Origin of the sequence: Aquimarina agarivorans (genome assembly GCF_000218485.1) — a bacterium.
Classification (GTDB): Bacteria; Bacteroidota; Bacteroidia; order Flavobacteriales; family Flavobacteriaceae; genus Aquimarina; species Aquimarina agarivorans.
The window spans coordinates 63,973-79,857 of record NZ_AFPB01000162.1 but is presented as its reverse complement, the minus strand read 5'-3'; the positions used below and the strand labels follow the sequence as shown (position 1 = coordinate 79,857).

11 protein-coding genes are annotated in these 15,885 nt (G+C 33.0%); 5 read left to right on the top strand and 6 right to left on the bottom strand.

The annotated features are described in order from the left end of the window. The first annotated feature begins 23 nt into the window (after positions 1–23). Positions 24–830, top strand: coding sequence for a formate dehydrogenase accessory sulfurtransferase FdhD (fdhD, locus tag GMC_RS0112725; protein ID WP_029489763.1), 807 nt, complete (start codon positions 24–26; stop codon positions 828–830). A gap of 84 nt (positions 831–914) precedes the next feature. On the opposite strand, the gene ettA is transcribed toward fdhD, so the two are convergent. Together ettA and GMC_RS20810 are read right to left on the bottom strand one after the other, a co-directional pair. After that, a complete protein-coding gene (gene ettA, locus GMC_RS0112720; RefSeq protein ID WP_010522500.1) occupies positions 915–2,606 on the bottom strand; it encodes an energy-dependent translational throttle protein EttA in 1,692 nt (563 codons plus the stop codon). 387 nt (positions 2,607–2,993) lie between these two features. Continuing rightward, positions 2,994–4,865 carry an RICIN domain-containing protein gene (locus GMC_RS20810; RefSeq protein WP_010522499.1) on the bottom strand — a complete coding sequence of 624 codons (1,872 nt, stop codon included), beginning with the start codon at positions 4,863–4,865 and terminating at the stop codon, positions 2,994–2,996. Between the two features lie 445 nt (positions 4,866–5,310). On the opposite strand from GMC_RS20810, the gene GMC_RS0112710 reads away from it, so the two are divergent. Beyond that, on the top strand, positions 5,311–6,354 hold the full coding sequence (locus GMC_RS0112710) for a hypothetical protein (RefSeq protein WP_010522498.1): 1,044 nt from the start codon (positions 5,311–5,313) through the stop codon (positions 6,352–6,354). A 120-nt stretch (positions 6,355–6,474) separates the two neighbouring features. Here GMC_RS0112710 and GMC_RS0112705 read toward each other — a convergent pair whose 3' ends face one another. The 4 genes from GMC_RS0112705 to GMC_RS0112690 form a co-directional block, all read right to left on the bottom strand. Continuing rightward, positions 6,475–7,941 carry a lipopolysaccharide biosynthesis protein gene (locus GMC_RS0112705; protein ID WP_010522497.1) on the bottom strand — a complete coding sequence of 489 codons (1,467 nt, stop codon included), beginning with the start codon at positions 7,939–7,941 and terminating at the stop codon, positions 6,475–6,477. A gap of 7 nt (positions 7,942–7,948) precedes the next feature. After that, a complete protein-coding gene (locus GMC_RS22800) occupies positions 7,949–8,740 on the bottom strand; it encodes a glycosyltransferase family protein (protein WP_316928977.1) in 792 nt (263 codons plus the stop codon). 484 nt (positions 8,741–9,224) lie between these two features. After that, the gene (locus tag GMC_RS0112695) at positions 9,225–11,648 is read right to left on the bottom strand and encodes a YfhO family protein (RefSeq protein ID WP_010522496.1); all 2,424 of its coding nucleotides are present in this window, start codon (positions 11,646–11,648) and stop codon (positions 9,225–9,227) included. Between the two features lie 32 nt (positions 11,649–11,680). Next, on the bottom strand, positions 11,681–11,923 hold the full coding sequence (locus tag GMC_RS0112690) for a hypothetical protein (RefSeq protein WP_238527996.1): 243 nt from the start codon (positions 11,921–11,923) through the stop codon (positions 11,681–11,683). 109 nt (positions 11,924–12,032) lie between these two features. On the opposite strand from GMC_RS0112690, the gene GMC_RS0112685 reads away from it, so the two are divergent. From GMC_RS0112685 to GMC_RS0112675, 3 genes are all read left to right on the top strand, one after another. Beyond that, positions 12,033–13,973: a transporter gene (locus tag GMC_RS0112685; RefSeq protein ID WP_238527995.1), complete on the top strand. Its 1,941-nt coding sequence runs from the start codon at positions 12,033–12,035 to the stop codon at positions 13,971–13,973. A gap of 119 nt (positions 13,974–14,092) precedes the next feature. Continuing rightward, positions 14,093–15,211 carry a GNAT family N-acetyltransferase gene (locus tag GMC_RS0112680; RefSeq protein ID WP_010522493.1) on the top strand — a complete coding sequence of 373 codons (1,119 nt, stop codon included), beginning with the start codon at positions 14,093–14,095 and terminating at the stop codon, positions 15,209–15,211. Then, positions 15,212–15,877: an MIP/aquaporin family protein gene (locus GMC_RS0112675; RefSeq protein ID WP_010522492.1), complete on the top strand. Its 666-nt coding sequence runs from the start codon at positions 15,212–15,214 to the stop codon at positions 15,875–15,877. Positions 15,878–15,885: the final 8 nt, after the last annotated feature.

Here is a 15,885-nt window from a genome sequence, read left to right as displayed (position 1 = left end):
TGTTGCTTTAAAAAAATTATCAGATTACCAAATATGCTGACACAAAAACTCAAAATCTTGATGATTTAATTGCTGTAGAAGAACCACTGCAAATTGTTATTATACACAAAGGAGATGAAAAGGAAGCTCCATTGACTATTACAATGCGTAGTCCAGGAAATGATTTTGACTTGGCTATTGGGCTGCTTTACAGCGAAGGGATCATACAAACTATTGACGATATTGCGAACATTAGGTATTGCGCTCTGGTTGATGAAGCCAATCGCCAAAATAAACTTAAAATAACGCTAAAGCCAACTATTGATGTCAATATTGCAAATATTCAACGAAGTTTTTTAAGTAATTCCAGCTGTGGTATTTGCGGGAAACAATTATTAGAGCAATTTTTTGAAAATATACAACCCGTTCAAATTCCTTCAGAAAAAATACCGATAGCAAAAATTTTAAACCTTCCTGATCATTTAAAAGCAGCACAATTACTTTTTAAACACACTGGAGGAATTCACGCCTGCGCCTTAGTTGCCTTTAAAGGAGGTATCCTAACCGTAAAAGAGGATATTGGTAGGCATAATGCCTTTGATAAACTGATAGGTGACCAACTTACAAAAAGAGCATCGTTTGCAAATACTATAGCTGTACTAAGCGGTCGTATTGGTTACGAAATGGCTCAAAAAGCTGCTAAAGCAGGCATTCCAGTAATAGTAGCCATTGGAGCACCTACCAGCTTGGCTATTGATATTGCAAAAAAAGCTGGAATTTGTTTGATTGGTTTTGTTAAAAAAAATAGTTTGAATATTTACACGAATCCTGAATATATTCAAACAAATTGAAAATATTACCAATAAATAAGTCCCTGAAAGATGCAGAGACTTATTTATTGAATTATACTTTAAATATCAATTTAGCACTGCAATTTAGCGAACTAATTTTTTGTATTTAATACGTTTTGGCATAAGATCACCCCCTAAGCGTTTCTTTTTATTTTCCTCATAATCAGAAAAACTTCCTTCAAAGAAATATACTTGTGAATCGCCCTCAAAAGCTAAAATATGAGTACAAATACGATCTAAAAACCAGCGGTCGTGACTAATGACTACGGCACAACCCGCAAAATTTTCCAAACCTTCTTCCAACGCCCTCAGTGTATTTACGTCCAAATCATTGGTAGGTTCATCCAATAGTAATACGTTCCCTTCTTCTTTTAGCGTCATGGCTAAGTGTAAACGGTTACGCTCCCCACCAGATAAGGTGGATACTTTTTTATTTTGCTCGCTTCCGCTGAAGTTAAAACGACTTAAATAGGCTCTGGAATTTACCTGTCTCCCTCCCATCATTACAAGTTCCTGTTCATCTGAAAAATTTTGCCATATAGTTTTTTCAGGGTCAATGTTACTGTGTGATTGGTCTACATAAGCAATTTGAGCTGTTTCGCCTACATTAAAGGCTCCTTTATCTGGCTGCTCCTCGCCCATAATCATTTTAAAAATAGTGGTTTTACCCGCTCCATTAGGACCTATAATTCCAACAATTCCGGCTTGCGGTAAATTAAAATTCAAATCCTCATAAAGTAATTTATCTCCAAACGCTTTACTAACTCCAGCCGCTTCAATAACATTAGTTCCTAAACGTGGTCCGTTAGGAATATAAATTTCTAGTTTTTCGTCTACCTGTTTCTGATCCTGACTCATCAACTTATCATAGTTTTTCAAACGTGCCTTTTGCTTGGTTTGACGTCCTTTTGCTCCTTGGCGCACCCACTCCAACTCTCGTTCCAGTGTTTTTTGACGCTTTGATGCTGTTTTGGATTCCTGAGCCATACGTTTGGATTTTTGATCCAACCATGAAGAGTAATTTCCTTTCCAAGGAATTCCTTCGCCTCTATCCAATTCTAAAATCCAACCTGCAATATTATCCAAAAAGTACCTATCGTGTGTTACAGCAATTACTGTTCCTTTATATTGCGCTAAATGGTGCTCCAACCAATGCACGGACTCTGCATCTAAATGGTTGGTAGGTTCATCCAATAGCAATACATCAGGTTCTTGTAATAATAAACGACATAAAGCTACACGACGTTTTTCCCCTCCTGAAAGCACTCCAATTTTTTTATCGCCATCGGGGGTACGAAGCGCATCCATAGCAATTTCAAGCTTAGTATCCAATTCCCATGCACCAGCAGCATCAATTTCATCTTGCAATTCCGCCTGACGGTCCATCAACTTTTGCATTTTATCAGCGTCTTCATAATATTCTGGCAAACCAAAAAGATCATTGATTTTATTATACTCGTCAAGAATAGCCACCGTAGCAGCAGCACCTTCCTTAACAACTTCTAATACTGTTTTTTCGGGATCAAGCTGCGGTTCTTGTTCCAAATACCCTACATTATAACCTTGCGAAAAAACAACATCACCTTGGTAATTGGTATCTTGACCTGCAATAATTTTTAATAAAGTGGACTTCCCGGAACCGTTAAGCCCTAAAATTCCAATTTTAGCTCCGTAAAAAAAGCTTAGGTATATATTTTTCAGTACCGGTGTATTGGCACTTTTGTACGTTTTTGTAACCCCCGACATGGAGAAAATGATCTTCTTATCGTCTGACATTTTTTGTAAAATTAAAAATGAATTATTGTTTTACAAATCTACGAGTATAGACTTTATCTTTATCATAAATTTTCAGAATATGTAAACACAAGGTAAATTGATTAGCATTAAAAGGTAAGGTTTGGATAATAAACGTGAATAGCCTTTACTATCTTAGCCAAAACTCAATCGGAAAACGAACTTAAAAACATAAGTTTAAAATAGATATAAAAAATCGCCTAGAAATATATTTTCTAGACGATCTTTTTTTAAAACTTTTTTAGAAACAATGCTTTTTTACGAACTGCTTTATTGCAATTCATATACCTCTTGTTTCGATATTAAATTTTCCATTAAAAATGATTCTTTTTGGTTGAATAATTTAACATACAATCCGGTATCAAAAAACTAGTTGTCTACAACTAATTTTTCTACGAATGAGTAAGTGCCATCAATCACTAGCTCTAATAAATAAACTCCCGAAGTTAATCCTGATACATCAATTGTTTCTAATGAACTATGATTCGATCCAAAATCACCTGATAAAATTTCTTTACCATCAAGCGAATGTATTTTGTAAGCTACCGACTGATCTAAATACTTGGTAAGGTCTAAATTAGTCAAGTCTTTAGCTGGATTAGGATAAAGTACTAATGATGCATCGTTAAAAGAATCAAGTTCCTTGCTTCCACTCACTCCAACTAATCTAAATTGTTGGTTTTTGTTAGTTTTTGAATAGCTCCATAAATATACATTATCGCTATTTTTTCCTGATTTATCTAAGGCTTTATTTGTACAATACGACGGTATGAATTGAAAAATATCCCCTTGCTTTTTAACAATCCACTGCTGATGTTTTGAACCAGCACTTGCCCATGTTTTTACATTAGCCCTGTTAGCACACTGACCTTTAGTAACTTCTAAATACCTACCTGTACCAACATTTTTGATTTTATAAATATTATTTCCAATATGCTCAAAACTCCATTGTTGGTCTTTGTATTTACCTTGGTTGTACATGCGCACATTGTAATTATCCCATTTTGGTGAAATGACGTTTTGATTATTAGCTACATTTTGAATGTAATATGTACCTCTAATCACCGAATCATTACTATTTGATGAATTACTTGGTTTGGTATCGCCAACATTTATAGTGATGGTACTCTCAACTTTCCTGTTATTTTTTAAGGTAGCTTCGGCTTTTAAGGTATAACTCCCTTTTTTCAAATTTTTTAGTTGGTTTATTCCCATCCAACGATAAGGGGCTCTTCCTTGTCTTCCTGCGTAAGCATTATTAACATAAAGCTTAATCTCTTTAACATCATTGTTATTAGACATTTTTACCAACACATTAGCTGTTTCTCCAACCTTAAAATTTTGATTATTCTTTGGTTGATTAAAACTAACATTGCTTGTAGATGCAACTGGTTTACTCGGAGCTGGAGCAGGAACTGGTTTTGGTCCAACTGGCTTAACATTACCTCCTGTCAATCCATTGGGGCCATATAATTTAAAGTCGTCTAAAATAAGTGTTCCTGTTTTTTTTGCTGTATCTCTACCTCCGTTGTAATAATTGAACCAATATGCATATATTTTTAAACGATCAACTGTTCTAAAATTCCAATTTGATCTTTCATATACCAATTTTCCATTTACCCAAGCTTTCAAAATACCATTCTTTTTACCTGGTGTGTTTAATTTGATATATTGTTTTACGTGGTACCATTTATCATAATCCATATTACCTCCACGTTCCCACCAAACTGCATCACCCCACGTTTTACCATTGTTACCTGTATTGGTATGATAAACATAAAATGAATTTCTGATATTAGATTGTCTGGATGTGTTTAGTGTTCCTCTGGCTGACCAACCGTTTGTTCCTTTTCCTGGGCGGTTTCCCCATCCTGCTTTCCCATAAGTACCATCAAAACCTGGCGCTTTACCTCCAAATTTATCCATACTTCTATCATATTTTACCCTATATTCTGCATATAGTTCTTCTGGTTCAAAGCCCAAATTTTCTTTAAGCATATATTTGATAGACCCCCCGTGGTGTGAACCTTTTTTAACAGTAACTTGAATACCACCTTTTGAATATCCTCCTGAGGGTAAAAATTTCATATTTTGCTTACCTGATCCCAAATTGTAATTCTTCTTCCAGTCGGCGCTATCAAAATTATCCTCCCAATAGGTCTGAGAAAATATAGAGGAAGCTGAAAAAGTAAAAAATGCTATCAGACAGAGCAGTTTTTTCGTTGTGTCAATTTTAAACATTATAATTAATTTTAGTTGTTTTTTGTACATTATAAAACAATTTAAACTAAGTACATATTGCCAATTGCATATTATTTTCGATGAGTTGCTTTTGATCATTGTTATACTACAGTTTTATTCTTACATAGTATAAAACTTTTATAAAAGTGACATCTTCAAAACTGTAAAGCCTGTAATAAGAAATAATGTATTTAAAACCATTTGAAATAATAAATTTTGATCTCAACAGGCTGTATAATAGAATTTTATATTTAATAAATCATTCAATACTACATAATAAATAATTTATATGGTACTTTAACGATTAAAATTAACATATAAATATTGTAACCTGATACTTACAAACAAAATATCCTTAAATTCATCTGTATTTGCAAATACTACTATTTTTATGGCATACTCTTTGGTTATTTAATGATTGAAGATTCACTTTAAATTTATGATTATGAAGAAGTTTATATTATTTACATTAGCCACAATGCTGATTAACTTTGGAATACTTGCTTCAAATTCAAAATATTACGCTAGTAATAATGTCCCTTTTGTTTTTGTAGAATCAGGTATTGAGTTTGCTGTTTTTAAAAATGGACAATTTGATTTTAATGTCATTCAACCAAATGTAGGAATTCAAATAAATACCAGAAATATCAATTTCAGTTTTAACTCAGGACACAATTACGATGCTTTTGTACAGTATGATCATTATGGTGCTGTGGTGCAAATTGAAAACACTCCCGTTTATTATGATTACTACGGTCGAGTAAATCGGATAGGTGATATTCGTTTATATTACAATCAAATAGGTTTGGCCTACCGTATTGGAAATTTAAATATTAGTTATACTAATTATGGTGTATTTGATCATTGTTCTGGTTACGTAAATGCTTATAATATCAATTATGGATATAGACCCCATCATCGCTATTATAGGGTTCCTCCAGCAAATCATTGTATTGTATATGGAAATCCATACCGTCAATTTTACAATCCTAATCGCTGTAGTTATACTACGCATCAACGTAGCTATTACCCAGGATATTATACCCGTCCTTACAAGTTTCGCTCATATCGCAAACCTGGTACACGTATAGCCTCAACGCACTATTACGGTAAGGATCTTAATACTAGGTATACTGATAAGAGGTACCAAAACAAAAATTATTACTACAGCAATAGAACAAATAGTGGTAAAACGCGCAACAATACTATTCGAAGACCCGTAGCAAACACAAGGACTTATACTCCAAAAACAAATATATCTAACCGAAGTTATACACCAAGAACTACTTCCAAAAACAATACAAGAACTTATATACCAAGATCAAATTCATCAAATAGGAACTACACTACAAATAGTCGTAGTCAAAGTAGTCGGGTTTATACATCTAGGGCACAAAATAATAGCAATTCAGCCTACCGAAAAACTACACAAAACAAAAAGGTAGTTGCTTCAACAAGGACTTCTGGTGGCGCTTACCGCAGAAGGTAACAGTATTAAATAATAAATGCTACCAGTATGGGAAATTAAAAATACCTGCTTATTAAATTTGAAACACTTTTAAATTCGAAATTTAAGAGTGTTTTTCTTTTAAATTTACTGCAAGTGATGTTATTTTTTCCTTTTTATAATGCTATTGATTGCCGAATTCACTTCTGGCGAAAGCCTAAACATATAAATAATTATAAAATATACTAATGTAATTAAACTACCCTTTATCCCAATACTAACTATTGCGTGAACCCTTGGTATGTACCAAAAATAAAAAATAATCCAAATTAAGACAGCCACTCCCATAACAACTAATAACTGCTTACTGTAGGGTTGAATTTTATAGTTATAAAACACAAATAGTAATTTAGCAACGTTATAAAGTGTATAAGCTAAAAATGTAGCAAAAGCAGCACCAATAATACCTTCAGTAGGAATAAAAAAAGTATTGAATATGTATGCCAAAACCAAAATGGCTATACCAAAAAATAAAATCCATTTGTAACTGTCGGAATTAAATAAAATAGCATTGGTTACGCCCAAACTGGCATCGAATAATTTTACAAAACCGATTAAAAATACAATTTCGATGTACAATTGATAATTTGAAGGGACCATTTCAAAAATTGAATGTACATTACACACTACTACCAAACCTACCCAAAGTGTTGCAATTAAAGCAGTTAAACTACTTTTTTTATTCAATTGGTACAATGCTTTAATATCCTTTTTTGCAAGCAATTGTGCCGTTAAAGGATTCGTTATTTGCAACATAGCACGTATGGGTACTCCTATAACCGAAGCGATATAAACACAAATACTGTATTTGGCCACATTTGAAATTGGCGGTGCCAAACGTTCAATCATTACCTTGTCTAAATCCAATAAAAACACCGATACGGTTGCTGAAATAAGTATCAAACATGAATACAAAACAACGGATCGTACGTTTGCAAGCTTTTGAAATGAAAATTTGGGCTTTGAAACTCCAAATGCGATCCAAATCATTAACAAAGTTCTAATTAAAAAGACCATAGTTAAGCTATAAATAAATTGATCGGGAGTAATATCGTTAAAATACACTAGTATTAACAGTAAAGTAATACATACTCTACTGAAAAATTCTTTAATCAAATTCCCTTTTACTGTTTGTAAATGCACTTTAACCCAGGCATAAAATAACTCGAAATAAGCTGAAGTCAACCCTAAAAAAATTACCATCCATAAATAAGGTATTACTATTGGATTGGTTTGGGTAAATTTTTCCATCAAATGCTCATAAAACAATGTATATAGTAACGAAACAAAAACTACTAATACTAAAGGAACCAGCAGCAACCAACTAAAAAAATTATCTGAATTTGATTTAGAATTATACTGATTATAAAATTTTATTAGCGTATTTGGCAAACCAAAAGCTAATAGTGGCCACAATAAATTTGATGAAGCCAGTAAATAGGAAACTACTCCATACTCCGCTTCGCCAAGTATGTTGGTGAATAAAAAAAGAGTATTTGCCGCACCAAAAGCGAATCCAGCATAGGTAATTAAAGTATTTATAATTGATTGTTTTGCTACAATGCCCATGCGAGAGTTATTCTTTAATAATTGCGGCTAATTGTCCTGTCAACGACTTACGTGTAAATTGATTAATATTTTTTGGGGTTACTATTAAATTTCCTTTTTTAAAAAGATTAAAGCAATGTAAAAGATGTGTTTTTATAAGTTCTACCTCATGATATTCGTAAAATACACCAGTTTCAGTTTCCTCTAATATAGCTTTAAAATCTGCACCCTTTGGTCCTACTGCCAATATAGGTCTGTTTGATTGCAAATATTCAAACAATTTACCTGGAATAATCATGTTTGTTTCGGCACTATTAATTTCAATAAGTAATAATAATTGTGACTGACGCTGTAAAACTTGTGCTTTTTTATGGGAAACATAGCCCAGTATATTGGTATACTTTTTTAAACCCAAACTGTACAAACTACCTAAAATAGTTTCGCTAATTGTCCCAGCTAATTTTAATTCAAAAGCTGTTTCAAAATCTTTATTTTCTTCAATTAAACTGGCAATAGCCTTCCATAAATTTATTGGATTACGTTCAGATAATAATGAACCAATATGCGCAACACTAAACTTTTCATCCAATATTACATTTTCAAATTCAACTGTATCAAAACCGTTTGTAACCACATAAATTGGCTGCACCGTTTTTTGTTTAAATTCGTTTTTAGTCCCTTTACTAGTTACAATTATTTTGTCAGCTTGCTGCAATACACTAAGCTCCAGGTGTTCGTGCTTTTTTTGTGCCCAGCCAGAAAGTAATAACTTTTTATGATATCCAATACTAATCCAAGGATCTCTAAATCGGCCAACCATGTAATATTTAAATCTGTTTTTAACTGCCTACCAATTAAATGGAGACTGTGTGGTGGCCCTGTGGTGATAATGGTATCAATATTTTCCTGTTGTATTACTTTAGTGAGAAATTTTACTGAAGGCGCAATCCAAAATTTACGTGCATCCGGAATAAACAAATTGCCACGAATCCAAAGCAGTAATTTTTGAATACTGCTTTGATTTTGTTCCGGCGGTATAATTCCTTTACTTATGGTTTTGGTGGACTTACCTCCTAATGTTGCTGCTAAGGCATAGGGTTCAAAAATTTGATGTTTTAAAACCTGAATCCCTTTAGGCAATTCACCTAATAACGCATCATCAACAATTGGGTAAGTAGGATTTTCGGGAACATAAACAATGGGTTCCACGTCAAAATCACGTAAATAAGTTACAAATTTTAACCAACGCTGTACACCAGGACCACCTGCTGGTGGCCAATAATATGATATTATGAGTACCTTTTTCAAATGCTTATTGAATCCTTTTTGATGGATTGCCAAATACCGAATCCAAATAATAGTACAAATAATAATGAGGCTGAAAGCGCAATGGTACTTCCTGTTTTTACTACCTGAGGCTTAAATACAAACTCAACTCGATGCTTTCCTTTAGGTATTTGTATACCCCTTAACGCGTAATTTGTTTTATAAATTGGTGTTTCTACGTCATCAATATATGCTTTCCAGCCGTTTTTATAATACATTTCGGAAAAAACGGCGAAACCAGCGTTTGAATTTTCTGAAATATATACCAGCTCATCTGGTTTTTGAGAAATCAATTTTATTGTAGCCAAACTATCTAATGCAAAATGAGTAGCTTCTATTTCCGTTTGTTCATTAACAACAGCAGTAGTGGCAACTTTTAAATCTTTCAGTTTCAAAATTTCATCATTAGCAGTAGGTACTTTTTCAATTGTTGATACAAACCAAGCATTTCCTAACGCTTTTGGGTTTTCTTGTACTTTAGGTCCTTCTTTGTCACTAAAAATAAAATACTTAACGTTTAACATATCTAAAATAGATTGTTCCCCTTTAGCGATGTAAAAATCAAATAAATCTTGAATTCTTGCTGGTTTTGCCCCGTGATACCCACCAATAGCATTATGAAAATAGGAAGCCCGAGCTGAATTGAACGGACTTCCCGTAAGATCATATACTCGATAGTGGGAAGTGTCCTTCAAAATCTGTTTATCCGCATCAGTTGGCGAAAATGGTTTTTCCATAGTAATTTTGGGTGCAAAATCACTTGTATTTACGTAACGCCAAGCAACACTCACCAAATCTATTGTTAATAACACACCAATTACTACAACACTCAGCTTTTTTGATAATTTATCTTTAGTAAAAGCATACAAAATTCCAGCAACAGCTAAAACAAAAAATAAACTTCGCAACGTATCCGTTGTAAACATACGGACACGATCTTCGCGTAAAGCCCTCACAAAACGCATTCCTGCACTTTCGATTAATTGTGCGTCATTTGAAGTAGAAAATGAAAACAATATCTTTTTAAACAATACAAATATTAAAAGTAATCCTCCTGTGATTACGGTAGCTTTTAATAACGCTTGTTGTTGAATAACTTTAGTATAATTCCCTTTAAAAAACAAATGAAGCGTCCATATAGCTATTAAAGGAAAACACAATTCAATAATTACCTGAATAGAAGTTACTGCCCTAAATTTATTATATAACGGAAAATAGTTTATAAACAATTCCGAAAACCACTCCATATTGCTTCCCCACGAAAGGAAAAGTGCCAAAATAATTGCTGAAATAATCCCCCATTTCAGTTTATGATCAATTAAAAATAACCCTAGTACAAAAAGAAAAATAACGCCCGCTCCTATATATGCCGGTGCGCCTACAATGGGTTGCTCGCCCCAATAAGTAGGTGCGTTTTTAGCAACATTTCTAGCCTCCTTGAGTGGATATCCCATACGCACCAACTCTTTTACAATTGCAGCATTTTTGCCCGCATTTTCGGCACTGGAACCGCCCATAAATCGAGGTACTAACAAATTGAATGTTTCGGCAAAACCATAACTGTAGCTTAAAATATAGTCTTTGTCTAATCCTTTTCTTTCTATTTTATTTCCTTCAGGAGTAATAGAAATTTCTGATTTACTTCGCGTAGAAAACTTTGAATATTCCTGCGTGGCTAAAATTGAAGTAGCATTTAACGCAACCGCCAATACTATTCCAGCTAAAAGTACTCCTGATGACTTGAAAAATGTTGCGGTAGTATTTGTAATAATAGCTTCTTTTAAATAAACTATGGCAATTACAAGCAGTAATAACATTAGGTAATAGGTCATTTGAAAGTGATTGGCTACCAACTCCAACGCCATGGCAATACAAAAAAGCAACCCACCTTTAATGTATTTTTTATCATACACCAATAAAAAACCTGATAATACAAAAGGCATGTACCCAATAGCATGAGCTTTAGCATTATGCCCCACTCCTATGATTATAATTAAATAGGTAGAAAAGCCAAATGCTAAACTTCCAAAAAAGGCTAACAATGGTTTCACTTTTAAACAAAGTAACAACACAAAAAATCCAACAAAATATAAAAATAAATAGTCAGCAGGTCTAGGTAAAAAACGTAAAAAAAGATCTAACTGTTTTATATAATTGTGTGGATATTTGGCCCCTAACTGATAAGTAGGCATCCCTCCAAATGCACGATCATTCCAGTACATTTCTTCGCCTGTTTGCTCCCGAATATCAATTTGCTGTTTTGCCATTCCGATATATTGTACAATATCACTCTGAACAATTTTTTTACCTTGCAAAACGGGTGAAAAGTACGCTAGAGAAATTAAAATGAAGCCAATTATAGCTGCAAAATACGGGACTATTTTTTTTAAGTTAATGCTCACCAGATAGTGTTTTTTATAGGTTTTTATTGCGTTTAATCTATTTCTTCAAAATCAATATACTCCCCTACAACTTTTTTTGATTTTGGGATTTCAGTCGTAGAATTTGTATTATTATTTTGATTTTCTGTACCTTGCTGATTAAATTTGGTTTCAAATTGCGCCCCAAATTTTGCTGCTATTTTTTTTGAAATAAATAAAAGCAATAAGGGACCCAAATACCTCGTTAATAGCTTTAGGAGGTATATAATTGCTATTATAATGAGAAGTGTTTTCATTTTTGTTTAAGTAATAACTTGAACCAAAAATAAGGAACTCACAAGATTATTTGATTGCTAAATAAAAAAAATGATAAAATCCGCTATATTTGGCATAAATCAATTACGAATGAAGTATCCCCAAATACTAACATTTTTAATCCTATTTTTTGTAAGTATTTGTGTTAAATCACAACATACAGAAATTATAAACACCTACAGGCCTGGTACTTCGCAAGGCGCTTTTTCTGTAGGAAAAAATGTAATACAAATAGAAGGTGGTCTAACTTTTGGCAGATTAAGGCACCGTATTTTTAATAATAAAACTCGATCTACAGCTTTTGAATATAATTTTAGAGCAGGATTATTTAAAGAACAGCTTGAATTTAGCATTCAGGGAAGCTATTTGAACAATAATGTTTCGGAATTAGTGGGGGATCAAACCTCTTTTGTTGATAAGGGTTTTCCTTCAAATGTTATTGGTGCTAAGTATTTAGTTTACGATCCTTATAAATATCAGCGTGAAAAAAGCGAAAATTTATACAGTTGGAAAAAAAATAACAGTTTTCAATGGAAAAAATTGATTCCTGCTGTATCCGCTTATGTGGGAGCCAATTTTTCTTCATCATCTAGTGATTTTGCTTTTCAAAATAATCCCGATAACCGAGCTACAGAACCACAAGCCAACATCACTCCAAAAGTAATTATTGCAGCTCAAAATAATTGGGCATATAATTGGGTTTTTGTTGCTAATATTGTTGCTGATCGTATCACTTCGGAATTTCCTGATTATCGATTTATATTAACGTCTACCTATAATTTAAACGACAAGTGGTCCATATTTGGAGAATATGAAGCTGCAAATAGCAAAATTTATAAAGATCACTTACTTAAAATTGGAGGATCTTTTTTAATTAGTAAGGACTTTGCAATTGATGCACATGCAGTAAATAATGTAAAAGATACACCGTCTTTATTTGCAGTAAACATAGGAGCTTCATATCGATTAGACTATCATAAACTAGAAGATTATGAACGTATACAGACTGCCGAACAAAGAGATTTAGACAAAACCATTGAGCAAATTAAAAAAGATATAGAAGAGGGCTTCCTCCCTCCTGAAACCATGACTGGAAAACTTGATGGTAAAGTTGATTTGGAAGAGTATGTTGAAGAAGAAGTTGAAGAGGAAGAAGATTTTGATGAAGATTTTGAAGATTCTGAGGATGTTGAAATTCCTAAAAAGAAAAAATGGTTCCAATTTTGGAAAGGTAGCGGCAAGCGCAAAGCTCGTCGTGATGCTAAAAGAAGAAGCAAAGAGGAGTTAAATGATTCCACTTCAACTACAGTTTCATCCAAACCTGTTTTAGGTTCAGGCGGCAGGATGAGCGACTTTGTGGATGACGAGTTTATTCAATCCAAACAAGAAGAAATTACGCCTGAAGAAAGAACGGAAGAAGAATTAGCTGAAATTGAAGAACGCAATTCTAAAAAGAAAAGAAAGAAAAGGCGTAAAAAGAATGAGCCAAGAATTGATCCTGAAACAGGTGAACCCTATCCTGAACCTGATTATACGGGAATGACTAAAAAAGAAAGAAAAGCGGCTAAAAAACAAGAAAAACTTTTACGAAGCTTTGAAGATGAAATTTCTGATCTTGAAAATGAAATTGAAGCAGAACAGTCTGCCAGGGATAAAAAGAGGGAACAAAAACGACTGGAAAAAGAAGCTCGTAAAAAGAATAAGAAAAACAAAAATAAAGGAGATGCATCTAAAGGTTTAGACAATGGTTTTGATCAAAACGACCTTTCAAATGATGGCAATTCTAAAAAAGAAGAAAATAACATCGACAATTTATTTGATGATATTTCATCTGATGCTGAAAAAGAAGAAAAAGAACGTCTCAAAAAAGAAGCTGAGGAACTTAAAGCCCTTGAAGCTGAAATTGAACTTTTAGAAAAACAAGTTCAAGAAGAACAAGAAGAAAAACCTAAAAAGAAGAGAAAAAAAGACAAGAAAAAGAAAAAAGGCAAAAAAAAGAAGAAAAAGAAAGATGACGATGAAGATTGGTAATAAAACGTATCATTAAAAATAGAGAGTAACTAATTAGTTACTCTCTATTTTATTTACCTTACTACACATAATTTTGGTATTTTTGATAAAATTTTTTTTATCCGTAGTTTAATTATAATATGATTAAAATAATTGAAGTAGCATCTAAAAAACAATTTTTAGACTTTGTAAACTTCCCAAATACACTATATAAAGACCATCCTTGTTACGTTCCTGCCATTACAAAGGAGGAACTAAACGCTATTAAAAAAGAGGAAAACCCCGTTTATAATAATGCCGATGCTGCTTTTTATTTAGCTTATAAAAATGATAAAATTGTTGGTCGGATTGCTGCAATAGCAAATTGGATAGAAATCAAAGAACTCAATAAGCCTAAAGTACGGTTTGGTTGGTTTGACTTTATTGATGATATTAATGTAACAAAAGCTTTAATTGAAACGGTTGTTACTTACGGAAAAAAACACAACCTTAGTACTATTGAAGGTCCTGTAGGATTTTCTAATATGGATAAAGCAGGAATGTTAACAAAAGGGTTTGATGAACTAAATACAATGATCACTTGGTACAATGCCCCCTACTATAGCGAACACCTAAAACAACTTGGTTTTGAAGAAGCTGCTACATGGGTGGAATTTAAAATTGATATTCCAACAGAAACCAGACCAAAGGTAGTTAAAGTTGCTAATATTATACAAACACGCTACAAACTCAAAATCATTAAATTTAAAAAAAATAAAGAAATTTTGCCTTATGTAAATCGGATGTTTGAACTATTGAATAAAACATACGATTCCTTACAAACATTTGTACCCATACAACAATATCAAATTGACCATTACAAAAAAAAATATTTGCCTTTTGTAAATCCTGATTACATAACTTGTGTGGCAAATGAACATAATGAGGTCATTGCATTTTCAATTATCATGCCCTCATTTTCTAAAGCACTCCAAAAAGCAGGCGGAAAATTATTCCCTTTTGGGTTTTTACATATTTTAAAGGCTCAACGTATTAACGATACTGCTGCATTTTATTTGATTGGTGTAGATCCTGAATATCAAAACAAAGGAGTTGCTGCTTTAATTTTTAAAGAAATGAATGAAATATTTCTTCGTAATGGAATTAAAAAAGTGGAGACTAACCCTGAACTGATAGAAAATAAAGCTATTCAAGCACTTTGGAAGGATTATGTTCACAAACAACATAAAGAACGAAAAACTTTTAGAAAAAAAATTTAAATGAATACTAAAAACTATATTTCAGAAGCTTTAGGCACATTCTCATTAGTTTTTTGTGGAACAGCAGCAATGGCGGTAAATGAAATTACCCAAGGTGCTGTTACTCATGTTGGTGTTGGAATTACATGGGGGTTTATTGTCATTGCAATGATTTATGCCTTTGGCGAAATATCTGGTGCACATTTCAACCCAGCCGTAACTATTGCATTTGCATATGCTAAAAAATTTCCTTGGAAAGAGGTTCCAAAATATATCGCATTTCAATTTGTTGGAGCCATTGTAGCGAGTTTGCTAGTATGGTATTTATTTCCTGAAAGCAAAACACTTGGAGGTACACAAACAATTTTACCCCCGTTTAAAGCGTTTGTACTGGAGTATTTACTAACATTTTTTTTAATGTTAGTCATTATAAACGTTTCAACAGGATCAAAAGAAACAGGAATTATGGCTGGAATGGCTATTGGAGGTGTTGTTATGTTAGAAGCGCTTTTTGCAGGCCCCATGACAAATGCATCTATGAATCCTATAAGATCATTAGCTCCAGCGTTGGTTAGTACAAATTTTGCTAACTTATGGTTATATTTAATCGCACCTATTTTAGGCGCACTTACAGCAGTTTTAAGTTGTAAATGGGTTAAGGCTGATAATTGTTGCGACAACTGCTAAAATTAAAA

Excerpts from the sequence above, each read along its gene's own strand:
- GMC_RS0112675 (WP_010522492.1), top strand. The coding sequence starts at position 15,212 with ATGAATACTAAAAACTATATTTCAGAAGCTTTAGGCACATTCTCATTA.
- GMC_RS0112710 (WP_010522498.1), top strand. The coding sequence starts at position 5,311 with ATGAAGAAGTTTATATTATTTACATTAGCCACAATGCTGATTAACTTT.
- GMC_RS0112690 (WP_238527996.1), bottom strand. The coding sequence starts at position 11,923 with ATGAAAACACTTCTCATTATAATAGCAATTATATACCTCCTAAAGCTA.
- GMC_RS20810 (WP_010522499.1), bottom strand. The coding sequence starts at position 4,865 with ATGTTTAAAATTGACACAACGAAAAAACTGCTCTGTCTGATAGCATTT.
- GMC_RS0112705 (WP_010522497.1), bottom strand. The coding sequence starts at position 7,941 with ATGGGCATTGTAGCAAAACAATCAATTATAAATACTTTAATTACCTAT.
- GMC_RS22800 (WP_316928977.1), bottom strand. The coding sequence starts at position 8,740 with ATGGTTGGCCGATTTAGAGATCCTTGGATTAGTATTGGATATCATAAA.
- ettA (WP_010522500.1), bottom strand. The coding sequence starts at position 2,606 with ATGTCAGACGATAAGAAGATCATTTTCTCCATGTCGGGGGTTACAAAA.
- GMC_RS0112680 (WP_010522493.1), top strand. The coding sequence starts at position 14,093 with ATGATTAAAATAATTGAAGTAGCATCTAAAAAACAATTTTTAGACTTT.
- GMC_RS0112685 (WP_238527995.1), top strand. The coding sequence starts at position 12,033 with ATGAAGTATCCCCAAATACTAACATTTTTAATCCTATTTTTTGTAAGT.